At 45.7% G+C, this 17,985-nt stretch carries 14 protein-coding genes; 8 read left to right on the top strand and 6 right to left on the bottom strand.

Annotated features, from left to right (window positions below; all coding sequences use genetic code 11):
- Positions 1-88: 88 nt before the first annotated feature.
- Positions 89-1,069: a DNA polymerase III subunit delta gene (holA, locus tag QUA07_RS26570; RefSeq protein WP_333331298.1), complete on the top strand. Its 981-nt coding sequence runs from the start codon at positions 89-91 to the stop codon at positions 1,067-1,069.
- Between the two features lie 230 nt (positions 1,070-1,299).
- Positions 1,300-2,289, top strand: coding sequence for a hypothetical protein (locus tag QUA07_RS26565; RefSeq protein ID WP_333331296.1), 990 nt, complete (start codon positions 1,300-1,302; stop codon positions 2,287-2,289).
- Between the two features lie 500 nt (positions 2,290-2,789).
- Here the strand turns inward: QUA07_RS26565 and QUA07_RS26560 are convergent, their stop codons facing one another.
- Both QUA07_RS26560 and QUA07_RS26555 read right to left on the bottom strand, forming a co-directional pair.
- Positions 2,790-3,821 (bottom strand): histidine kinase, encoded by a 1,032-nt coding sequence (locus tag QUA07_RS26560; protein ID WP_333331293.1) that lies wholly within the window; start codon positions 3,819-3,821, stop codon positions 2,790-2,792.
- 552 nt (positions 3,822-4,373) lie between these two features.
- Positions 4,374-5,774 carry an S-layer homology domain-containing protein gene (locus QUA07_RS26555; RefSeq protein WP_333331290.1) on the bottom strand — a complete coding sequence of 467 codons (1,401 nt, stop codon included), beginning with the start codon at positions 5,772-5,774 and terminating at the stop codon, positions 4,374-4,376.
- Between the two features lie 69 nt (positions 5,775-5,843).
- On the opposite strand from QUA07_RS26555, the gene QUA07_RS26550 reads away from it, so the two are divergent.
- The 5 genes from QUA07_RS26550 (at position 5,844) to speD (ending at position 12,429) form a co-directional block, all read left to right on the top strand.
- A complete protein-coding gene (locus QUA07_RS26550) occupies positions 5,844-6,398 on the top strand; it encodes a hypothetical protein (protein ID WP_333331287.1) in 555 nt (184 codons plus the stop codon).
- A gap of 480 nt (positions 6,399-6,878) precedes the next feature.
- Entirely contained in the window at positions 6,879-7,361 is a 483-nt protein-coding gene (locus QUA07_RS26545) for a BON domain-containing protein (RefSeq protein ID WP_333331285.1), read from the top strand.
- 386 nt (positions 7,362-7,747) lie between these two features.
- A complete protein-coding gene (locus QUA07_RS26540; protein WP_333331282.1) occupies positions 7,748-8,959 on the top strand; it encodes a histidine kinase in 1,212 nt (403 codons plus the stop codon).
- Positions 8,960-10,433: 1,474 nt separating this feature from the next.
- Positions 10,434-11,495 carry a pentapeptide repeat-containing protein gene (locus QUA07_RS26535; RefSeq protein ID WP_333331279.1) on the top strand — a complete coding sequence of 354 codons (1,062 nt, stop codon included), beginning with the start codon at positions 10,434-10,436 and terminating at the stop codon, positions 11,493-11,495.
- Between the two features lie 511 nt (positions 11,496-12,006).
- On the top strand, positions 12,007-12,429 hold the full coding sequence (gene speD / locus QUA07_RS26530) for an adenosylmethionine decarboxylase (RefSeq protein WP_333080601.1): 423 nt from the start codon (positions 12,007-12,009) through the stop codon (positions 12,427-12,429).
- Positions 12,430-12,513: 84 nt separating this feature from the next.
- On the opposite strand, the gene QUA07_RS26525 is transcribed toward speD, so the two are convergent.
- On the bottom strand, positions 12,514-13,110 hold the full coding sequence (locus tag QUA07_RS26525; RefSeq protein ID WP_333331276.1) for a hypothetical protein: 597 nt from the start codon (positions 13,108-13,110) through the stop codon (positions 12,514-12,516).
- Between the two features lie 145 nt (positions 13,111-13,255).
- On the opposite strand from QUA07_RS26525, the gene queF reads away from it, so the two are divergent.
- Positions 13,256-13,675 (top strand): preQ(1) synthase, encoded by a 420-nt coding sequence (gene queF / locus QUA07_RS26520; RefSeq protein ID WP_333331340.1) that lies wholly within the window; start codon positions 13,256-13,258, stop codon positions 13,673-13,675.
- A gap of 553 nt (positions 13,676-14,228) precedes the next feature.
- On the opposite strand, the gene QUA07_RS26515 is transcribed toward queF, so the two are convergent.
- The 3 genes from QUA07_RS26515 to QUA07_RS26505 form a co-directional block, all read right to left on the bottom strand.
- Complete coding sequence (locus QUA07_RS26515) at positions 14,229-15,641, bottom strand: cytochrome c biogenesis protein (protein WP_333331273.1); 1,413 nt, start codon at positions 15,639-15,641, stop codon at positions 14,229-14,231.
- A 276-nt stretch (positions 15,642-15,917) separates the two neighbouring features.
- Positions 15,918-16,649 (bottom strand): cytochrome c biogenesis protein CcdA, encoded by a 732-nt coding sequence (locus QUA07_RS26510; protein WP_333233091.1) that lies wholly within the window; start codon positions 16,647-16,649, stop codon positions 15,918-15,920.
- A 558-nt stretch (positions 16,650-17,207) separates the two neighbouring features.
- Positions 17,208-17,924, bottom strand: a complete 717-nt coding sequence (locus tag QUA07_RS26505) for a pentapeptide repeat-containing protein (RefSeq protein ID WP_333331271.1) — start codon at positions 17,922-17,924, stop codon at positions 17,208-17,210.
- Between the last annotated feature and the right edge of the window lie 61 nt (positions 17,925-17,985).

Below are 17,985 nucleotides of genomic sequence, written 5' to 3'. Positions count from 1 at the left end.
ATGGTGCGGGCTTCCAACAGCCCTATTCAGGATATGTTGGACTTGCGGAACCTGCAACTCTGATTTTTTGGGCTACTGAGCGTTTTTCATGCAAATTTACCTGTTTTGGGGGGAAGACGACTTTGCGATCGCGCAGGCTGTGACAAGTTTGCGCCAAACAGTCCTCGACCCCAACTGGGCTAGTTTTAACTATGACAAGATTATTGCCGATTCCGCCGGAGCTGTGGTCGAAGGGCTCGATCGAGCCTTAACGCCCCCTTTCGGTACCGGCAGCCGTTTTGTCTGGCTGGCAAATACGACTGTAACGCAGCAGTGTTCTCCAGAACTGTTAGCACAATTTGAACGGACGCTGCCGGTGATTCCCGACACCACCGTGCTGCTGCTAACATCCGTCAAAAAACCCGACAGCCGGCTCAAATCTACCAAGTTAATTTCCCAGTCCGCCGCCCAAGTGCGGGAATTTTCACCGATTCCGCCTTGGAATGAGAAAGAATTAGCCCAGCGGGTGCGCCAAGTCGCGGGCGAAATGAACGTAAAATTGACAGCGACAGCGATCGAACTTTTGGCCGAATCCATTGGCAGCGATACCCGTGGGCTATACAGCGAACTGGAAAAATTGCGACTGTTTGCGGGCAACCGCAGCCAACCTCTGAACCCGGAGGAAGTGGCAGCACTGGTACACTGTCACGCCCAAAATACCTTCCAGCTAGCCGATGCGATTCGCGAGGGCAATACCTCCGCCGCTTTGGATTTACTAGCAGGCTTAACTGGCCGCAGCGAGCCGGGTTTGAGGATTGTCGCTGGCTTGACTGGTAAGTTTCGGATTTGGCTGTGGGTAAAGGCGATGATCCAAGCGGGCGATCGCGATGATAAAATTGCTCAAGCTCTAGATCTCGGCAATCCGAAACGAGTATACTATTTTCGGCAAGAAGTCAAGAATGCCAGCTTAGAAAAACTGCAAAAAAGTTTGCCTTTGCTCCTAGAGTTAGAAGCTTCTTTAAAACGGGGCCGAGAAGAAATCTCAACCCTGCAAACCAAAGTTATAGAACTTTCTAGCTTGTTTCGCTGATGCGCGACAGAGCACAGGAGCGGCGCTTTACTGTAAATTTTTATAACAAATTTCTTTCTTCGGCTATGTGCTTGATGCCCGATCGCGGGGCAAAAGGTCAATAGATACTAGAAATACTCTTAGAATGCCAAAGTAGAAGTTAATGTGGTAAATAAATATTGTCCGCCGAATGCCGATCGGTTAATATTATTTGCCGGCTCTCCACCCCCCCCAAAAAAAGAGCGCTACCCATGACACAACAGAACCCGCGGGAACTGCTCAAGCAAGGCGATCCAAAAGCGATCGCATCTAGCATCAACCGTACACTCAAACCCAAAGGCATCAACGCCGATGTGACGCGGGACAACGGCTGCCTCCACATAATTCTGGAGGCAGACAAAGTACCGGATCAAATGGTATTGGTCGATTTCATCCGCACCGGCATGACGAAGCTGGGACTTGAATCAATTCACACTGTAAAGGTTTACGGGCGTCGAACAGGTGACGGTGAGCCTACGTGGGAAGATGAAATTGATCTGATGCCCGCAAATTCAATGCCTTACCCCTTGGATAGTGGAATGCCTGACGACTCTGTAGGTTTAGATGATGTCGAGCCCGAAGGCGAAGACTATTATCAAGAAGGAGAATTCGATCGAGATGACGACGAGGAAGACGAAGACGAAGACGAAGATCAAGCCCCGCCTCCGAAAAAACAATTTCCCAAATGGGTAATACCTGTGGGTATCTTAGTACCTCTGGCGGCGATCGCAGGGCTTTTCTTTACTAAAACTTTCCCCTTCGGCGACTCGAACCCAGAACCCATCGCCCCCGTAGCTACTTCCCCCTCCCCGAAACCCGCATCTCCCGCGTCTAAAGCCGCTGCATCCTCGACCGCCGCCTCTCCGGGCACCCCACAGGCAGCCTCCCCTGCACCAAAACCCGCTCCCACTGCAGCAGCACCAGCAAGCCCAGCTCCAGCTTCTCCTGCACCAAAAGCCGCCGCGCCTAAGCCTGACTCTTGGAGAGAAGCCGTTAACACAGCTCAGAAGGCAGCAATTTCGGCCCAGACGGCTCAGTCTCAAAATGAGTGGATCGCAGTAGCAAGCCAGTGGCAGCAAGCGGTTAAGCTCATGAGAGCCGTACCGTCAACCAGCCCTAACTATCAAAAGGCTCAGCAAAAAGCGGCAGAATATCAGGCTAACCTGAGTGTTGCCAACCGCAGGGCGGCAGCAGCACCTTAAGAGTTTTGAGTTGAATACTGGATGTGCTAAAAGTCAAAAGTCAAAAGCCAAAAGTAAAAAAACTTGTTTTTACTGAAAGCTTTCTTACTTTTGACTTTTTTCAATTTTATTAAAAATTTATTTAACTTCACTACATCTGTAAGGCTTTAGCTATCTTCAGCCTTTAATCAACCTCGGTATCGGAATTTTTGGTCGATTAATTATAGTTCACGGCGCTGCGACAAAATTATTTTTAACTCATCTGAGGTTAAATCAATTCTTTCTTGGTAGTTTACGTGCATAAAATATTTCTCACGCTCTCAGCATCATTGTAGTATTATTTTGGGAAACGGATATTAACATTACTTTATTTACCTTGATTTTTTTCTACCGACTTACTTAGATGTATATACAGCAAGCCGGATGCTCGCACTCCTTCCTGTAAAAACAAAATTTACTCAACAAACACCGCAATAACTTGGTTTCTTGGATAAACCGGTTTGCTAAACACAGAGCTTGGTTTAAATCTGTTCTTCCCCTGGATTAAAACGCTGAATTCCTTGATCTTCTGCGCGAAAAATAGCATCTTTGGGAATATTGAGGATGCCTGTAAATGAACTTTCGCTTACTTTCAAAGCTTGTTCCTTATTTTTGTATTCGGCTAGTTCGCACTGTAAATTGTCAATAGTCTGTTGCAAGCGAGTGGCTTGTCTGAGCATTTCTTGTTCGGAAAAGTCCAGCAATTGCATCAGATTAGCCACTTGATATTCAAGTAATTGGGTTTCGTAAATATTGTTATTTGTAACAAAGCTTGTAGGAGTTTCTGAATCCTCAAAAACACTTTTTTTGTCGGGCATGGACAATGCTGTTTTGACACTAAGTGCCAAATCTTTAAACATTTCAGCAGTGTTGTGGGGAATTTTAACTTTCAGGAACATCACTACCGCAAACACACTTCCTGACGGCAGAAGTCCCCCAAATCCTAAGACAGACTTGACTTGGTAGGGGATAATTAAGGAATTTTGCTCAGGAATAAAGGGGCTGCCTTTTGCCTCTGATACGTGAAAAATATTTAATACTGCGGGCTCTAATTGCAGGAACCTTTTTCGCTCAATTCCGAGGAATGTAGGAATGTCTAAACCGAACTGCCTGATTATTTCGGAAATCGCCGGCATTTGAGCCACTAATTTTGTGCTAACTAATGGAATAGCTGTATTTTCTGCTGCTGTGTGCCGAGAATTCCACTGCGGTTCAGGGCCTGCGGCTGCTAGCAGAGTCAAACATTTCATGTCGGCGGTGGGTGAATTTCCCTTCATCAAGCGGCGGGCGGATTGTTGCAAGGAGTCTTCTAATTCCCCGTAGGGATGAGTTTTGAACAAACGCACTAAGGCACAGGAATTTTCTCCAGTTTGCGAATTGCAAAAATGTCGGTAAATATAGTTAACAATCTTCTGGCTGCTGGCTTCCATACTAGCAGTATTTCTACCTAAGTGGCGCAGGACTAAGCTGCATTTAGCCATGTCTTGCGGGGTAAATAAGGTAATATCGTACATTAAAAAATGCTCTCCAAGAGCTCGAACACTGTTTTTCATTTATCGTTAAGGCCGCTACCGCATCCGGAATCCTACTGAGAGTTTTGAACAAAGTGCTAGTTAAAATATGTAGAAAATTTGCCCGCCAGCCAAATGCAGCGGTTGTATGGCAGCATACAGAAATTAAGATTAAAGCAAAAAAATCTATCCCCTAAGGTAGGCCGCAAGGACAGGAAAGCCGATTTATAATGTGTAATTTTTTTTACGAAAAGTCCCACAAAAAAATTAAAGAAGGAATTAAAGAAACAAGGCTTTTCACCGGATATGCCTCGCGTTGTACTGGGCATTTTCGTAGATACAAGTCGGTTTCTGGGTAAGCCATATTCATAGAAATCCTAGAAACTCAAGCTCCAATTTTTGTTGCGGGCGATCGCACGCCGATTTATCAAAAATTGGTACAATTTCGTCAGTCTTGGACGCAGAAACCGGGTTTGCTTACAGAGAAAAAACCCGGTTTCCTGCGTATTGGTAAGTAGATGCTGTGTTCAAAACTTTTAACCACCTCACAGAAATCTACTCAGCAGGTTGAGACTTGGCTTCCAGGGCATCTTTAGCAGACAATCCCTGATCTTGAACGCCAAAATACCACAAACTAGCAGCAGCTTCGGCGCGAGTCACGGATTTCTTCGGCTGAAACAGAGTAGTAAAACCAAAAACGCGGCGAATATTCGCCAAATCTCCATTGTTAAAATCAGCTAAAACTGCCCGCGACGCCTGGGAATCAATCTTAGAAGCATCTTGAAAGCCCCACTTTTCTTTCACTCCGTCAATGTTAGCTGTCGGTAAAACTTGACGACTATCTAAAGGCACTTTCCAGAGAATCATTGTTTCGCGAGTTAAAGGTGCATCCGGGCGAAATTTCACATCTTTAGTTTCTCCCGAAAGCGAACTCGGAATTACACCGGCTTCTGCTAAACCTTGAATTGCTGAAAAATCCGGGTCTGTTTTGGGTATATCAGAAAAGGCTGGTTCGCTAGAGTCTACTGCTAATCTAATTTGTTTGGCTTGACGGCTAGCATAAATCTGATTGTTAGCTGCTACTAACCAGCGGGCGTATTCGCGGCGAGTGACAATTTTGTTGGGTTTGGGCAAAGTGCTGGCTGTTTCTAAATTAGCATTTTCTGTCGCTCGCACTTTTAGCACTTCCAACTGACTTAAATCAGCCACATACTGCCGCAACTGTTGAGGAATTTGGGTGTCTAGTTGGCTAACGTTTGCTGATTTTGGCGACGCGGATGGTGTTGGAGTAGTTCCCTCTGAATTAGATGAATTTGGTGAAGCGGTTGGAGATGCGCTAGACTCGGAATTGTTAGGTTGGGGACTGGTGGCAATTTCTGGGCTGTCTTTGCTGTAGTCGATCGCAAATTCTGTAAAACCTCCTACTTTCCGAGTAGGAGAAAGCGACACAGTTACCCGCAAATTATCTCGCGTTGCTACCAAAGAACCTTGTCCCTCGGCGGTGGGGCGGCTGACTATTTCCCAGTTGCGACGCCCAAACTCTGTAGAGTAAAAGTTCTGAACCGAATTAACAGGATCTGTGCTTTCCCAGCGCAGCCGCACATTTTTTGGCGACGGATCAGTTTGCCCAGCAACTTCGATTAACTCAGCATTAGGATAGAGTGGAATCTCTGTCGGGAAATCGGGAGGAAGTTTGGCGGTAGAGTTTGTCTCAATAGCTGTCGCTGGTGGCGGGGAAGAGAAAACTACTGGATTTTGTTTTAATTTCGGATCGGCGGCTAATGATTCTTCGAGTGCCTTGCTGTTGGGGCTGTTTGCACAACCTGTGACAGCAGCCAGTAGACACACAGCCAGCCAAGTATTTACAGCAGCGAGTATATTGGTTTTATTGGTTTTAGTGATTTGAGAGCGTCCTTGAGAGTTGCCTCGCCGTTGAGTAAATATAATATTCAGCATAAATCGCCCCTTTGCGGATATATTTCTAGGCTAGCGCAGATCGATCGGGCATATATAATTTTTACCCAAATGAAATTTCTGTATTTACTTCTAGTTACTGCTACATTACTTTCATACCCTGTCAAGTTTGCCCGTCCCGCTGCATCTCAACCAGCCCCGCTGCGGACAGCTATTCAGACGCCAGAGTGGCAGCCATTTTGCTCAGCGATGGGTCAGTTTGCGATCGATATGCCGGCAAATCCCAAAATTAATTCCGAAATTTTTTCAAATCAAATTATTGCTCATACATACCGATCGAAATTAAAAAACAAAGAAACTTATTTGCTTCAATACTTTGACCTAGATTTTCGGCTGAGGAACAATAATATCAATAATATCAGAATTACTTTAAATAATGCCGTTGATTTTTTTGTCGTGGCAGCGAATGCTAAAGTCTTGCAAGTGCGGGATATTTCCCTCGGAGGCTATCCGGGAAAAGAATTTGAGTTTCAGCCACTTTCTCCCACTGAACCTGTAGGTGTAGGTCAAGTTTATTTGGTGGAAACGCGCGTTTATGGGCTGGTTGCCACTAACTCAGAACCAGAAAATGCTCAAAAATTTCTCGACTCTTTTCGTTTGTTTTGAAGCAGGAACTTTTACAATGAGTAGTTTAGGAGATTTAACATATTTAACTGATAAATGTTGAGGGAATAAGTCAGAAGTTACAGGGAAAAAATAAAAATGAGTTGGAAGTGGCAATCGAATTTATTAATAAAACTTACGCTTGGCAACTCGGTGTTTAGGAAAATAGTGGCTTTGGCAACAAAAAAGGTCGCCATCAACCGGGTTTTTGAGTAATAATTTGGCCAAAACTCTATTAAGCTAAATTTGACTTAATACCTTATTGTATTTTTTGTACTCTATCTAACGACATAGATTAATTTTACACCCGTGGAGCGATGTAGATACTTGCTCAAATTTATATATTTGATATAAGGATTTTTAAATCGCCGAAAGCAAAAATCAGAAAGCATAAACAAAGATGCTGTCTTGCTCCATCTGGCTCCCATCTGGCTCAACCAAGTCAGCCTCATCGAAAGCTTACCCGGAGGGTATTAATATATTATGAACAAACTAACACCAATTATCCTGAGCGGTCTCCTATTATTTGGAGCTGCTGCTTGCAGCGAAGGAGCTAAAACTAGCGCTGATTCTCCTAATTCTGCCACAGGAAATACCACTAGCCCGCCCCCAGCCGAGACAGTTCAAAAAACTCAGGGTGACGCCACTAGCCAGATTCGCCAAAACCAAGCAAATTCTGATATCAGGGCCAGAGAACAGCGCAACAATGTGACGGGTGGCGATGCAATAAGAGCCGACGGCGACCTTCAAAGTGAAGTGCGCTCAAAGTTAGAAGTAAACATCACTAAAGGTCAGCTAACTGTTGACGCAAAAGATGGGCTTGTCACCGTAGGTGGCACAGTTCCCAATCAAGCTGATTTAGCTAAAATTGAGCCGCTAGCTAAAGAGATTAAGGGTGTCAAAGATGTGAATGTTACGGCTGTTGTCGCCCCCGCTGCACCTGCATCGCCTAGCAGCAATCAATAAATTACAAAGAAGAAGTCCGAGGGACACAAGGGAGAAGGATGTAGTTATCTAGGAGAGAAGTCTGAGGGAAGAGGGTAAAGTTTGGCATTGTAAGATTCCTTGCGGAGCGGATTGCAAAACTTAGGTGACTCTCTAGGGAGAGCTGGGTTTTAAGTGAAAGAGTTTAAATTCACGCATTCAAAACTCACGCAATACCTGCAACTTCCCCTTCCCCATTTCCGATTTCCCATCCCGGAGAATTAGTTAGAAACCAACCTGAAGATAGAGCGGGAAGTTATTCCCAGCGACCGATGAAAATTGTTGGGAAAAAATGACTAAATGTGATTGATGGCAGAGCATAAATTCTGTGGTTGTGTAAAAGTAGTATATTTTTCAGGAGAAAAGAAATGGCTTTAGGTCAACACAAGCGAGCTGTAGGAGCATTTTCTAATTACCGAGATACGGAACTAGCCCTGATGGAACTGCAAAGTACCGGGTTTCCGATGAATAAAGTTTCGGTAGTTGGGGAAAAGCTAGATAACAGCGAAATTGCGGGCGCTAGCGCTGGTAAGAGTACCGATGAGAAAGTCGGTGGTGGCGCCAAAGCAGGGGCGACAGCGGGAGTCGTGACGGGCGGTTTAATTGGTTTACTCGGAAGCATTGGAGCGCTAGCGATTCCGGGAGTTGGCCCGGTGATGGCGGGGGGTGCGATCGCCACTCTGCTGGCAGATACTGTAGTCGGAGGCGCGATTGGGGCAGCAGCAGGCGGTTTGGTCGGCGGTTTGGTCGGTTTGGGAGTTCCCGAAGACAAAGCTAAAGCTTATAACGATCGCGTCTCGCGCGGAGAATATTTGGTATTCGTAGAAGGAACAGATGCTGAACTTGCCACAGCCGAAGGAATTATGAGCGTGCGGGGCATTCAGGATTGGGGTATTTACGATGTGCCTGCAGACACTGGTCGCAGAGCTTCGGGCCGCCAGAAGCGCGCCGTCGGAGTATTTTCAACCCGCCGGGAGACGGAACACGCACTGGGAGAACTGAGAACTGCCGGTTTCGACATGAATCGGGTTTCGGTCATCGCTAAGGATGCTGACTCTAAAGGGGACATCGCAGGCATTGACGTGCACGACAGCGCGGACAACAAATCCGACGAAGGGGCCACAAAGGGCGCACTCACAGGTGGTACTTTGGGCGGCTTGACAGGCTTGTTGGTAGGTCTGGGCCTAGTGGCAATTCCGGGAATCGGGCCGATTATGCTGGCAGGAGCCTCAGCTACGGCGATCGCCACTACACTCGCCGGTACGGCTTTGGGTGCGGCAGCAGGTGGCTTGATCGGAGCTTTAGTCGGTATGGGAATTCCCGAAGAGGAAGCTAGAGCATACAACGATCGCGTGGCGAGAGGAGATTACTTGGTACTGGTTGACGGCAGCGAAGCAGAAGTCGCTAGAGCTGAAACCATTCTGAGCCGTGGAGGCATTCAGCATTGGAACACCTACGACTATAATCCCAGCGTCGATAGTGCTCGGGCTGATTACGGCGCTCCTGGGACTCCGGGCGTTGATACTACGGCTGATATTTACGATCCCAATCAGGGCGTTACCGGCCACCGTCGGGTTTAATAATTCAGACTTTGTTTGGGTATTGTTTCTACTTTCTGCAGGGTAGTCGCACTCGCGCACTCGGATGGTGGAAAGTGATCCAACCAACAGCGGCGAGCTAGCGGTTTTACGCTTCGTCGGTAAAATTATCTCAAAAGTCGGCTTTTTCTCTGAAAGCCGGCTTTTGTTTTGTTCTGGAAACTTCAAAAAGCCACCTGTCAAAAGTTTAATTTTGATTGGCAAGGTGGGCTTTCCACCAGTGGATCGATCGGCTCCCTGAATTTTTACAGCAGAAATCCGCAGCGGTTTTTTAGTCTGTAGCACTCACTACTGCTAGATTTTAAACCCCGCAGTATTATCAAATTTAATGACCTAAATTACCACAGATATTGCCCAGTTAGTCAAAGAGCGACTATCTTTAATTATGGGTAGCTAATTTCAGCAACTTATACAGGTGAAGTAGCCAGTCCCGCGCGCCGAGTACGGCATGCAGTGGTCGGCAACTATTAGAATAATATTGTCGTCGCTTTCCCGCCAGACTTAGGCTGGTCATTGCTTGGCTGTAGCAGCCCAATTGCTGTTGGCAAGACCTGCGGCATGAATACAGTTTTTCTGGGAATGCCTCAGAGAAGCATTTGAGAAGCCCAGGAACAGCTTTTATGTCCGGGAGCGCGTCTGGTGTCGAGTGTTCTGTAAATTAGAACCGCAAGCGCTCATGGATCGAGAAAACATTAACAGCAAGCACAGCAGCGCGGGAATAGGGGAACGACTCGCGAGCCATTTTTTCGCGCAATCTCAGGCTCAGCACAGCGTATTGCTTCCTTCGCCGACGACTCGCTCAGCACTCCGAGGGAAACAGCCTTCCTGTTGGTTTTCACTGGCACGGAGCACAGTGGGGGGAGGTGACACTAGCTGAGCTGGCCTGGCGCTGCCGTCCGGGTTCCTCGAAGGTAGAAAGCACTTATTTAGAAGGCATTAGGGGTTGAAGCTCCGATATCTTCTTTATTGATTGCACTCATAAATTCGATCGCCTGTACTGGCAAATTTTCGGGTCAGAAGACGGCGCGGATGCCGCCAGCAATACCGCCAATATTCGATCGACCTTGACAAGATCGATCAACAACTTCTCGGTATTTTGGTAAAGAGTTAGGAGGTAATATGTAGTGGTTAGCAGTTAGTATAAATCCAACTAACCATTAACAACTAATATCAACCGCCAACTAATTACTAGCAAAATAATACTTACAGGACTTACAGGTGGCGAGAAACGCGGTTTTTTCATAACTTCCGCGCTAGCAAACCTCAGATTATACCAGAACCCGGTTTATTTTCGTAAATTATAACTATGAGAGCAGGGTGATGGTAGGAATCAAGCAGTTTTGACAATTGTTAATGTGGCAGTATTAGTTTAAAAAACTGACTGGCAAACACGATAGTACAAACTTTCACACAACATAGAACATCGAGAAATTAAGGAAACTCACTCAATTTTTTTATGAATTTCACTGAGCTTTTAAGTGCCGATGAACTTTTAACTAGACATAGAAACGGGGAACGAGATTTTCGAGGGACTAACCTCATTGCGGCTCATTTGAGTGAAGCTAATCTCAGTCGAACAAATTTGAGCAGCGCTAATTTGAAAGGTGCCAACTTAATTAGAAGTAAACTGATTGGAGCTAATTTAAACGCCGCCGACTTGAGCGGGGCTAATTTGTCTAAGGCGAAATTAATTGAAGCTAACCTCGGGAGTTCTAGTTTAACTGGAACTGTAGCCATCTCCGCAGATTTTAGCGGGGCCAATCTCAGCGGAGCAATACTGTCTCAGGCTGACTTGAGCAAAGCAGTTATGACTGGAGCGAGTTTAGTAGGAGCTTGTTTGCTAAGCGGCTCAAAACTAACTGAGGCTAATTTGAGCGGGGCGACGCTGAGCCGAGCAATTATGAGCGGGGTTGACTTAAGTAGAGCAAATCTGACGAGAGCGATTCTCAGCGAGGTAGATTTGACCGGGGCGAACCTGAGCGGAGCAACTTTAACTCGGGCTTATCTCAATCGCGGAAATCTCAGCGGCGTCAATTTGGTTGGGGCTTGTTTGAGCGAAGCAAGTCTGCGGGAGGCTTCTATTAGCGCTGCTAATTTGAGCGGTGCTGACTTGAGCGGTGCTGACTTGCAATCGGCAAATCTAAATGGCTCTAATTTGAGCGGTGCGGACTTGCAGGGAGCTAATTTGAGTAAAGCTAATTTAAATGGTTTGATTCTGCACAATGCTGATTTGAGGGCTGCGAATTTGAACAAAGCTTCTTTGCGGGGAGCTAACTTGAGCGGTGCGAATTTGGCAGGTGCTAGCTTGCTGGAAGCGGATTTGCGGGGGGCGAATTTGAGTCACGCCAATTTGTCTGGAGCGGGTTTGCTGTTGAGTTCTCTGACAGGGGCAAATTTGACAGGAACTAATTTGTCAGAGGCTAATTTGATTGGGGCGAGCTTGAATGTTGATAATTTGAATGAAGCAGCTTTGGGCGGGGCGATTTTGCCGAATGGAGCTACTCACAGCCGGGATTGATAAGTTGATTAAGAGAAAATGGTTTTGAGTTTTAAGTTAAATAATCTTTAATTTAAAACTCAAAACTTTTGACAATAAAGAATTCAGGAGTCAGGAATCAGAAGTCAGTTATTGGTTGTGCAGGGCGGGTTTAATAGATTGTCTGCGATCGACAATCTATTGACAATCTATTAAAATTAGGACTCAGCGATGCAATCTCAGAGGCAATTTCAGCATTCTTTGACTAACTAATTCGCTTGGACAGGTTTTACAACATGATGTTGAAACCCCGCAGCAAGAGCTTGTTTCTGATTAAAGTCTCCAGCATAGGCAGTCAGGGCGATAGCTGTGCAGTTCCCCAAGTTGACGCGCGATCGCCAGCCCCAATCCCAAACCCCAAAAATTACGACTTAGGGCTCCATCCTCCTAATCTTCATCTTTACTTTGTGAAACATACTTGCAAAATTTTTGACACCGTGCTAACGTTAAAAGGTTTGAGACTTAAAAATCAATAGAGGTAAAACCCCGCAGAATGAAACAATTGGGAACCCATCTGGTCGCTGATGCTTGGCAGTCTCCTGGAGACCTGCTCAACGATCCTGAACGTATCCGCCGCGCTATTCTCGATGCGATCGAAGCCGGAGGAGCTACTCTCATCGATTTGTGCGTACACCAGTTTAGTCCTCACGGAGTGACAGCTACTGCTACTTTGGCAGAGTCTCATATAGCAATCCATACTTGGCCTGAACACGGTTATTTTGCTGCAGACTTATTTTTCTGCGGAGCCGGCGACCCTCACCGAGCCATGAAGGTGCTACAGACAGCTTTGGAAGCTAAACAGGTAAAACTCACTGAGTTCACGCGCGGTTTCGATCCAGGGGTGGGCATTGTAGGTTCTGCTTGTGAAGAGCAGTATGCCCCTCGTTCAGTAGAAACGAGTGCCGCCAGAGGATGATGGCCAATTAGCGTAACTTTGAACAATTTATGCTAGGTTTTGTTTAAAATCCCACGGATCGAACCGTGGGATTCTTGTTGGAATTTACTTTTTCATTAATAAAGGGCGGACAACTAAATAACCTGCACCAAAAGCTGCAATCACAATCAGAAAAATCGCGATCGCCAACCACAATCCACTTAAGTCTGAGGTTTTTTTGAGTTGAGATCGCACACGGTAAGGAGTTTCCGGCACCTCTGTAAATAATTTTTCGGGAAGTGGCTGCGGCATTGAGACGGCTGTTGGCTCCGGTTCCGGTAGTGGGAAGGGGAAAGCTACTGTCTGAGGTGGTTGAGGTACGGCAGAGTTCATCTGCGAGGTTACAGGTGGTGGGGGCGGAGGTTCAACGCTGAAATTGAATTTGACTGACGGCATTTGAGGCATCCCTGTCTGGGTGATGCTCTGAGCCGAGTTGACTACTTGCTGTAACTGTTGGGATACTTGAACTACTGTTTCTACTTCTCGCCGCAGTTGTTGATTTTGTTGGACTAATTGCTGATTGTGGGTTTTGAGGGAGTCCACCATCGCTTGGGCTGCTTGCAGCTCTGCCGTGACTTCTCGATAGAGGGAAATTGGTACCGATGGAGAGTAACTATTTGAGTTTTCAGGGGAAGTATTGTCAGATAAGGTAGTATTTTGCATAATTGTAGATGGCGAGGGTGAACTTGTTTTAGTTTAGCCTGAGAGTATTTGCAATTAGATCGATCGCAACACAATTCGTCAAGATATTTGTTACAGATATTGAAGGTAAATTTAATTTAATGTTACAAGTTTTTAGTCAATGGCTATGAACAACTACGCACCGGAACAAACTATGTCGCCAAAGTCAAGCACCGAAGAAATGAAATACGGCGAACGCCAGATTTTGGAAGGGGAGTTAATTACTTTTCCGAATCCGCGAGTCGGGCGGCGCTACTCGATTAACATTACATTGCCGGAGTTTACTTGCAAGTGTCCATTTTCTGGCTATCCAGATTTTGCGACAATTCACGTTACTTACGTGCCAGACGAGCGGGTGGTAGAGTTAAAGGCGCTGAAACTGTACGTCAACAGTTATCGCGATCGCTACATTTCTCACGAAGAATCGATCAATCAAATTTTAGACGATTTTGTGGCAGCTTGCGCGCCGCTGGAAGCGACGATTAAAGGCGATTTTTCGCCGCGGGGGAACGTCCACACCGTGATTGAGGTGCGGCACGAGAAGTAGGGCGGGTATTAAGCTGTTGTGGCATTGAGATTTAATTGTGGGGCGGCGTCGAAGCGCACCCCACAATAGTTTTAAGAAATAGGATTGTTAATAAAATTAGCAAGTAATTGTAGGGTGCGTCAAGGCAGCCCTCTCAACGTAGTCAAAAAGCCGTTCAAACGCTTAAAATCTGGTAGTTTGTAGGGTGTAAACTGGGCATGGGTCGAGTTGTCACCCACCGGAGAGTACCGGTTTACGGGCGTTTCAGCGTTTGGATTTTGAAACCAAAACTCCGTATATATAGCAATCCTTGCAGGAGTCATAAATTTTTTACCCCACCCCAACCCTCCCCTTGCTAAGGGGAGGGAGTAAGAAATTCACAAATGATTTAGGATTGCTATAGTAATTTTGATTACTGGAAATTTGAAAAATCCGAACGTGAAATAGTGGTTTTCTGCTTTTTTTCAGGTTCACATTAACAACCTCGACATATTTGGCAACGCGCCCCCTACAATCTCAACTAATCTTTTGGATATTTATCGTTGGTGTAAGGTGCGCTAGGCGCACCCGACGGTTAGCTTTGACTTGCAACAGAAGTCTGCGCTATTTCGCTCTTTTCTTCCTCTTGTTTCGATTCTGCCAACTTGTCCAAAATCTCCACAACTTCTCTTTCAAAACTCACCTGAGCGCGATTAGTGCGCCCGCCGACGTATAGTTTGCCGTTTTTTTCCAAAGCCCAAATCTGCGAGTGAGACAGATAGCTCATCAGCACGCTAAGCATCAGCAACCCGAAGCCAGTATAAACGATCGGAATACCCGGATCAGCCTTAATTTGCAATCCCGTACTGCCTACAACTTCGTCAATTGTCAGCATCACTCCGTTAACTTCCACCGCCGTGCCTGCGCGAACTGTAGTTAACAATTTGCCATCCGTACCGTACACTAACATCGTGCCTTGCAAGTCCTTTGCTAGCAGAGAAACTCCAGCACTCAAATCTGGTTTGGTCGGAATCCAAGCACCCCAAATTCGACCTTTACCTTGGGTGTCTAACTGAGCCATTGGCAATTGTAAAACTGGGCTTTTATTAAGGCGAACTCGCACGGCGGCTATTGCCCAATCTGCTTGATAAAAAGTGACTCCCCGATATCTGAGGGGCTCGTTAACGTGAATGGTTTTGCGATCGACCTCTTGGCCTGTTTTGTCCAAAACTGACAGATCAGAGTAAAATTGGTCGATCGCACCGCTCGGACTATAATCAATCCAGAACCGATTAACTCGCATCGACCAATCCTTCGGTATTTGCGGCCGGGCCCAAGGTCCCGCATCCAGGATATTCTGCACCTGAAATGTTTCGCCGCTGGGAACCATTTCTTGGCCTAGAAATCCCGTCATCGCGCCCCACATCGACCCAGCTAAAATAATTAGCATACTGGCGTGAACAATAATCGGGCCGATTTTACCAATTATTCCCTTGCGAGCATAAACTTTTTCGCCTTCTCGAAATATGCGGTAGTTTTTTTGCTGCAAAAGTGGTTCTAACGAACTTAAAGCAACTGTTTCTAATTCCGCACTGAGAGCTAATTTTTCAAACTGCTTTGGTTCTTCATAAAATTTCCAGCGGCGGGCGGCTTTTAATGCGGGAAATTGTCGAGTAAATGTACAAGCTGTTAAGCTGCTGCCGAACAAAATTAGGATTGACAAAAACCACCAAGTGCGGTATACGTGGTCTAGTCCTGCAATTAGTACAACTTTCCAAGTTAGGAAGCCGAACAAAGCGGGGTGTTCTGGATAGTTGGATTGGTAAAAGGGTACTGATTGGCCTTGTTCGATGACGGTGCCGGAAATGCTGAAAAATGCGATCGTCAGCAGCAAGATAATTGCCAGCCGCAAATCTGCTAGCACCGGCAAGATTTCTCGCTTGAAAAACCTTTGAGGGGCAGTCGCCCAGTTTGAGAGTTTTGATAGAAATACTTCTTTTGATGTCATTGGTAATTATGAAGGAAGAAGGAAGAAGGAAGAAGGAAGAAGGAAGAGGGAAGAAGGAAGAAGGAAGAGGGAAGAGGGAAGAGGATAGAATAACAAAAGATGAACAAAATATTATTATTTTTAGTTAAAAAGTCTCCATCAATTTTGGATTCTTTCTCTTTTCTTTCTTCCTTCGTGTTCTTCGCGTCTTCGCGGTTCGTTAAAAAAAACTTAATTCACGCATTCAGGAGAGATTGCTATATCTTTAAATAAAGACTGAAGTCCTTACTACTAAAATTAAGCGGGAAGGATTCGGGAAAGCAGAGAGAAAACGCCAAATCCTACTAGCAAAACGCCGCTAACAGGCGTAATCCAACTCGACCACCGACGTAATTCTAACAACTTTTTAATGCTAGCAGTGAAAGTACCTGCTATAATCAGCGGAGCGACGTAGCCAGCAGCATAAAACAGCAGCAACACACCACCTAAAACTGTATCTCCCGTTTTGGAAACCCAAGCTAAGAGTGTAGCTAAAACCGGCGTGCTGCAGGGAGACGCTACTAAACCAAAAGTTAAGCCCAATAAGTACGATCGCACGCCCGCCGGCAAATCTTTCGGCACCCACCCCACAGCGTCAAAAGACGGCATTTGCAAGGGTAAAGCTTCGAGTAAATTGAGCCCCATTAGAATAGCAATAATGCTGACAAGAATCGGCAAACCCAGGCCAATTTTGCCGTAAACTTGTCCGGCAAATGATGCTACAATACCTAAACCCGCAAGGGTGGTGGCTAATCCGAGGGAAAACCACGCCGACTGGGCGGCGGCTTGCAGGCGACTTTTTGCTTCGTATCCGCCGATGTAGCCGATCGTGATCGGCAACATTGAAAGCATACAGGGCGTTAAGCTCGTTAGCAACCCTGCCAGAAAAATAACTCCGACGCTGACTAAACTGAGGTTTGTCAGTTGAGTATTTACTAAATTATTAGCAAATTGTGCGAGTTCGTAAAGTTGAGTTTGCAGGGTTTCCATCAGTCGATTTTAGATTTTAGATTTTAGATTTACTTCACAGCCTATCGATTTTAGATTTTAGATTTTAGATTTTAGATTTTAGATTGACTCCACAGCCCATCGATTTTAGATTTTAGATTTTAGAGAGGCTCTACAGATGAATCTGAGAGTTTAAACTAAATATCTAATATTTTTGCTATTCACGACTCCTGTCGGGGGCTTGTATCCCTAGGCAGGTGACTTCAGGTTCGGGGCTGTTCTAGCTTTGTTGAAAATTGTAACAGATGCGCGCAGGTTCTGTTTTAAATTTAAGATTTTAGCGATATTTACGGGTTGGGAGTTAAAAAGTCGATCGCACCCTGGTTTAAATTAATATCTTGACAGCATCCTCAACAAGCTGTTGACAACGGGCGCAGCTTGGGAGTTAAAAGGTCGATCGCACCCTGGTTAAATTGATATCTTGACAGCATCCTCAACAAGCTGTTGGCAACGGGCGCAGCTACACCAGATAATTCATTGACTGCGAAATCAGCCCGAAAGCCTGTTGTTGAAATTATTCAAGCAGACTTTAATTTTACTCTACTGTAAATTAAAGCCACTTTCTTCATTAATAGACCCGTCCGGCATTATTGCCCCTGCCAGCACCGCACCTCTGAAATTTGCTCCCGTTAAAGTAGCGCCTTCTAAATTAGCATTGCTCAAATTTGTGACTTGTTTGGAACCTCGGAAAAAGAAGCTGTGCAAGTCAGCACCTGTTAAATTAGTGTCTGCCAAATTAGCATATTGCAAGTCAGCACCGTGCAGCGTCGCATCCGTTAAATTAGCTTGGGTAAGATTGCTTCCCCAAAGTCGAGAATCTAAGACATTAGCATCCTGTAAATTGGCGCGGCTCAGATTGGCCAAAGTCAGATTCGCATCCCACAACTTCGTGCCGTTGAAATTAGCTTCGGTCAAATTGGCTCGACTGAGATCCGTGCCTAAAATCTCAGCATTTGCTAAATTAGCGCCGGTGAGATCTGCGTCAGAAAGATCCGCATCTTTTAAGTTAGCACCGGACAAATTAGCGCCGGACAAATTAGCGCCACTCAAATTGGCTTCTTGGAGATTAGCTCCCCGCAAATCGACTGCGCTCAAATCGCACTGTTTCCACAAAAAACTGACGCACCAATTATCCTTTAATAGGTGAGTCACATCCTCTGCATTCGCGGCCATCACAGGAGGAGTTAAGTAGAGAGTGAACAGGACGATCGCCAACACCGCAGCGAAGAAAGTTTTCAACCTCATAACTCTTTTCATTGACACTAATTTGCGCCATAAATTATTGATGTCTAATCAAAGCATAGCAAATAATCTGCAA

It is taken from the genome of Microcoleus sp. T3_A4 (assembly GCF_036700465.1).
Lineage (GTDB): Bacteria > Cyanobacteriota > Cyanobacteriia > Cyanobacteriales > Microcoleaceae > Microcoleus.
Note: the sequence above shows the minus strand (reverse complement) of the source record. Positions and strands in the feature narration are given on the sequence as shown.

Coding starts and splice junctions, on each gene's coding strand:
- QUA07_RS26515 (WP_333331273.1), bottom strand. CDS start 15,641: ATGACATCAAAAGAAGTATTTCTATCAAAACTCTCAAACTGGGCGACT.
- QUA07_RS26550 (WP_333331287.1), top strand. CDS start 5,844: ATGAAATTTCTGTATTTACTTCTAGTTACTGCTACATTACTTTCATAC.
- QUA07_RS26540 (WP_333331282.1), top strand. CDS start 7,748: ATGGCTTTAGGTCAACACAAGCGAGCTGTAGGAGCATTTTCTAATTAC.
- holA (WP_333331298.1), top strand. CDS start 89: ATGCAAATTTACCTGTTTTGGGGGGAAGACGACTTTGCGATCGCGCAG.
- QUA07_RS26565 (WP_333331296.1), top strand. CDS start 1,300: ATGACACAACAGAACCCGCGGGAACTGCTCAAGCAAGGCGATCCAAAA.
- QUA07_RS26505 (WP_333331271.1), bottom strand. CDS start 17,924: ATGAAAAGAGTTATGAGGTTGAAAACTTTCTTCGCTGCGGTGTTGGCG.
- speD (WP_333080601.1), top strand. CDS start 12,007: ATGAAACAATTGGGAACCCATCTGGTCGCTGATGCTTGGCAGTCTCCT.
- QUA07_RS26535 (WP_333331279.1), top strand. CDS start 10,434: ATGAATTTCACTGAGCTTTTAAGTGCCGATGAACTTTTAACTAGACAT.
- QUA07_RS26555 (WP_333331290.1), bottom strand. CDS start 5,774: ATGCTGAATATTATATTTACTCAACGGCGAGGCAACTCTCAAGGACGC.
- QUA07_RS26545 (WP_333331285.1), top strand. CDS start 6,879: ATGAACAAACTAACACCAATTATCCTGAGCGGTCTCCTATTATTTGGA.
- QUA07_RS26525 (WP_333331276.1), bottom strand. CDS start 13,110: ATGCAAAATACTACCTTATCTGACAATACTTCCCCTGAAAACTCAAAT.
- QUA07_RS26560 (WP_333331293.1), bottom strand. CDS start 3,821: ATGTACGATATTACCTTATTTACCCCGCAAGACATGGCTAAATGCAGC.
- QUA07_RS26510 (WP_333233091.1), bottom strand. CDS start 16,649: ATGGAAACCCTGCAAACTCAACTTTACGAACTCGCACAATTTGCTAAT.
- queF (WP_333331340.1), top strand. CDS start 13,256: ATGAACAACTACGCACCGGAACAAACTATGTCGCCAAAGTCAAGCACC.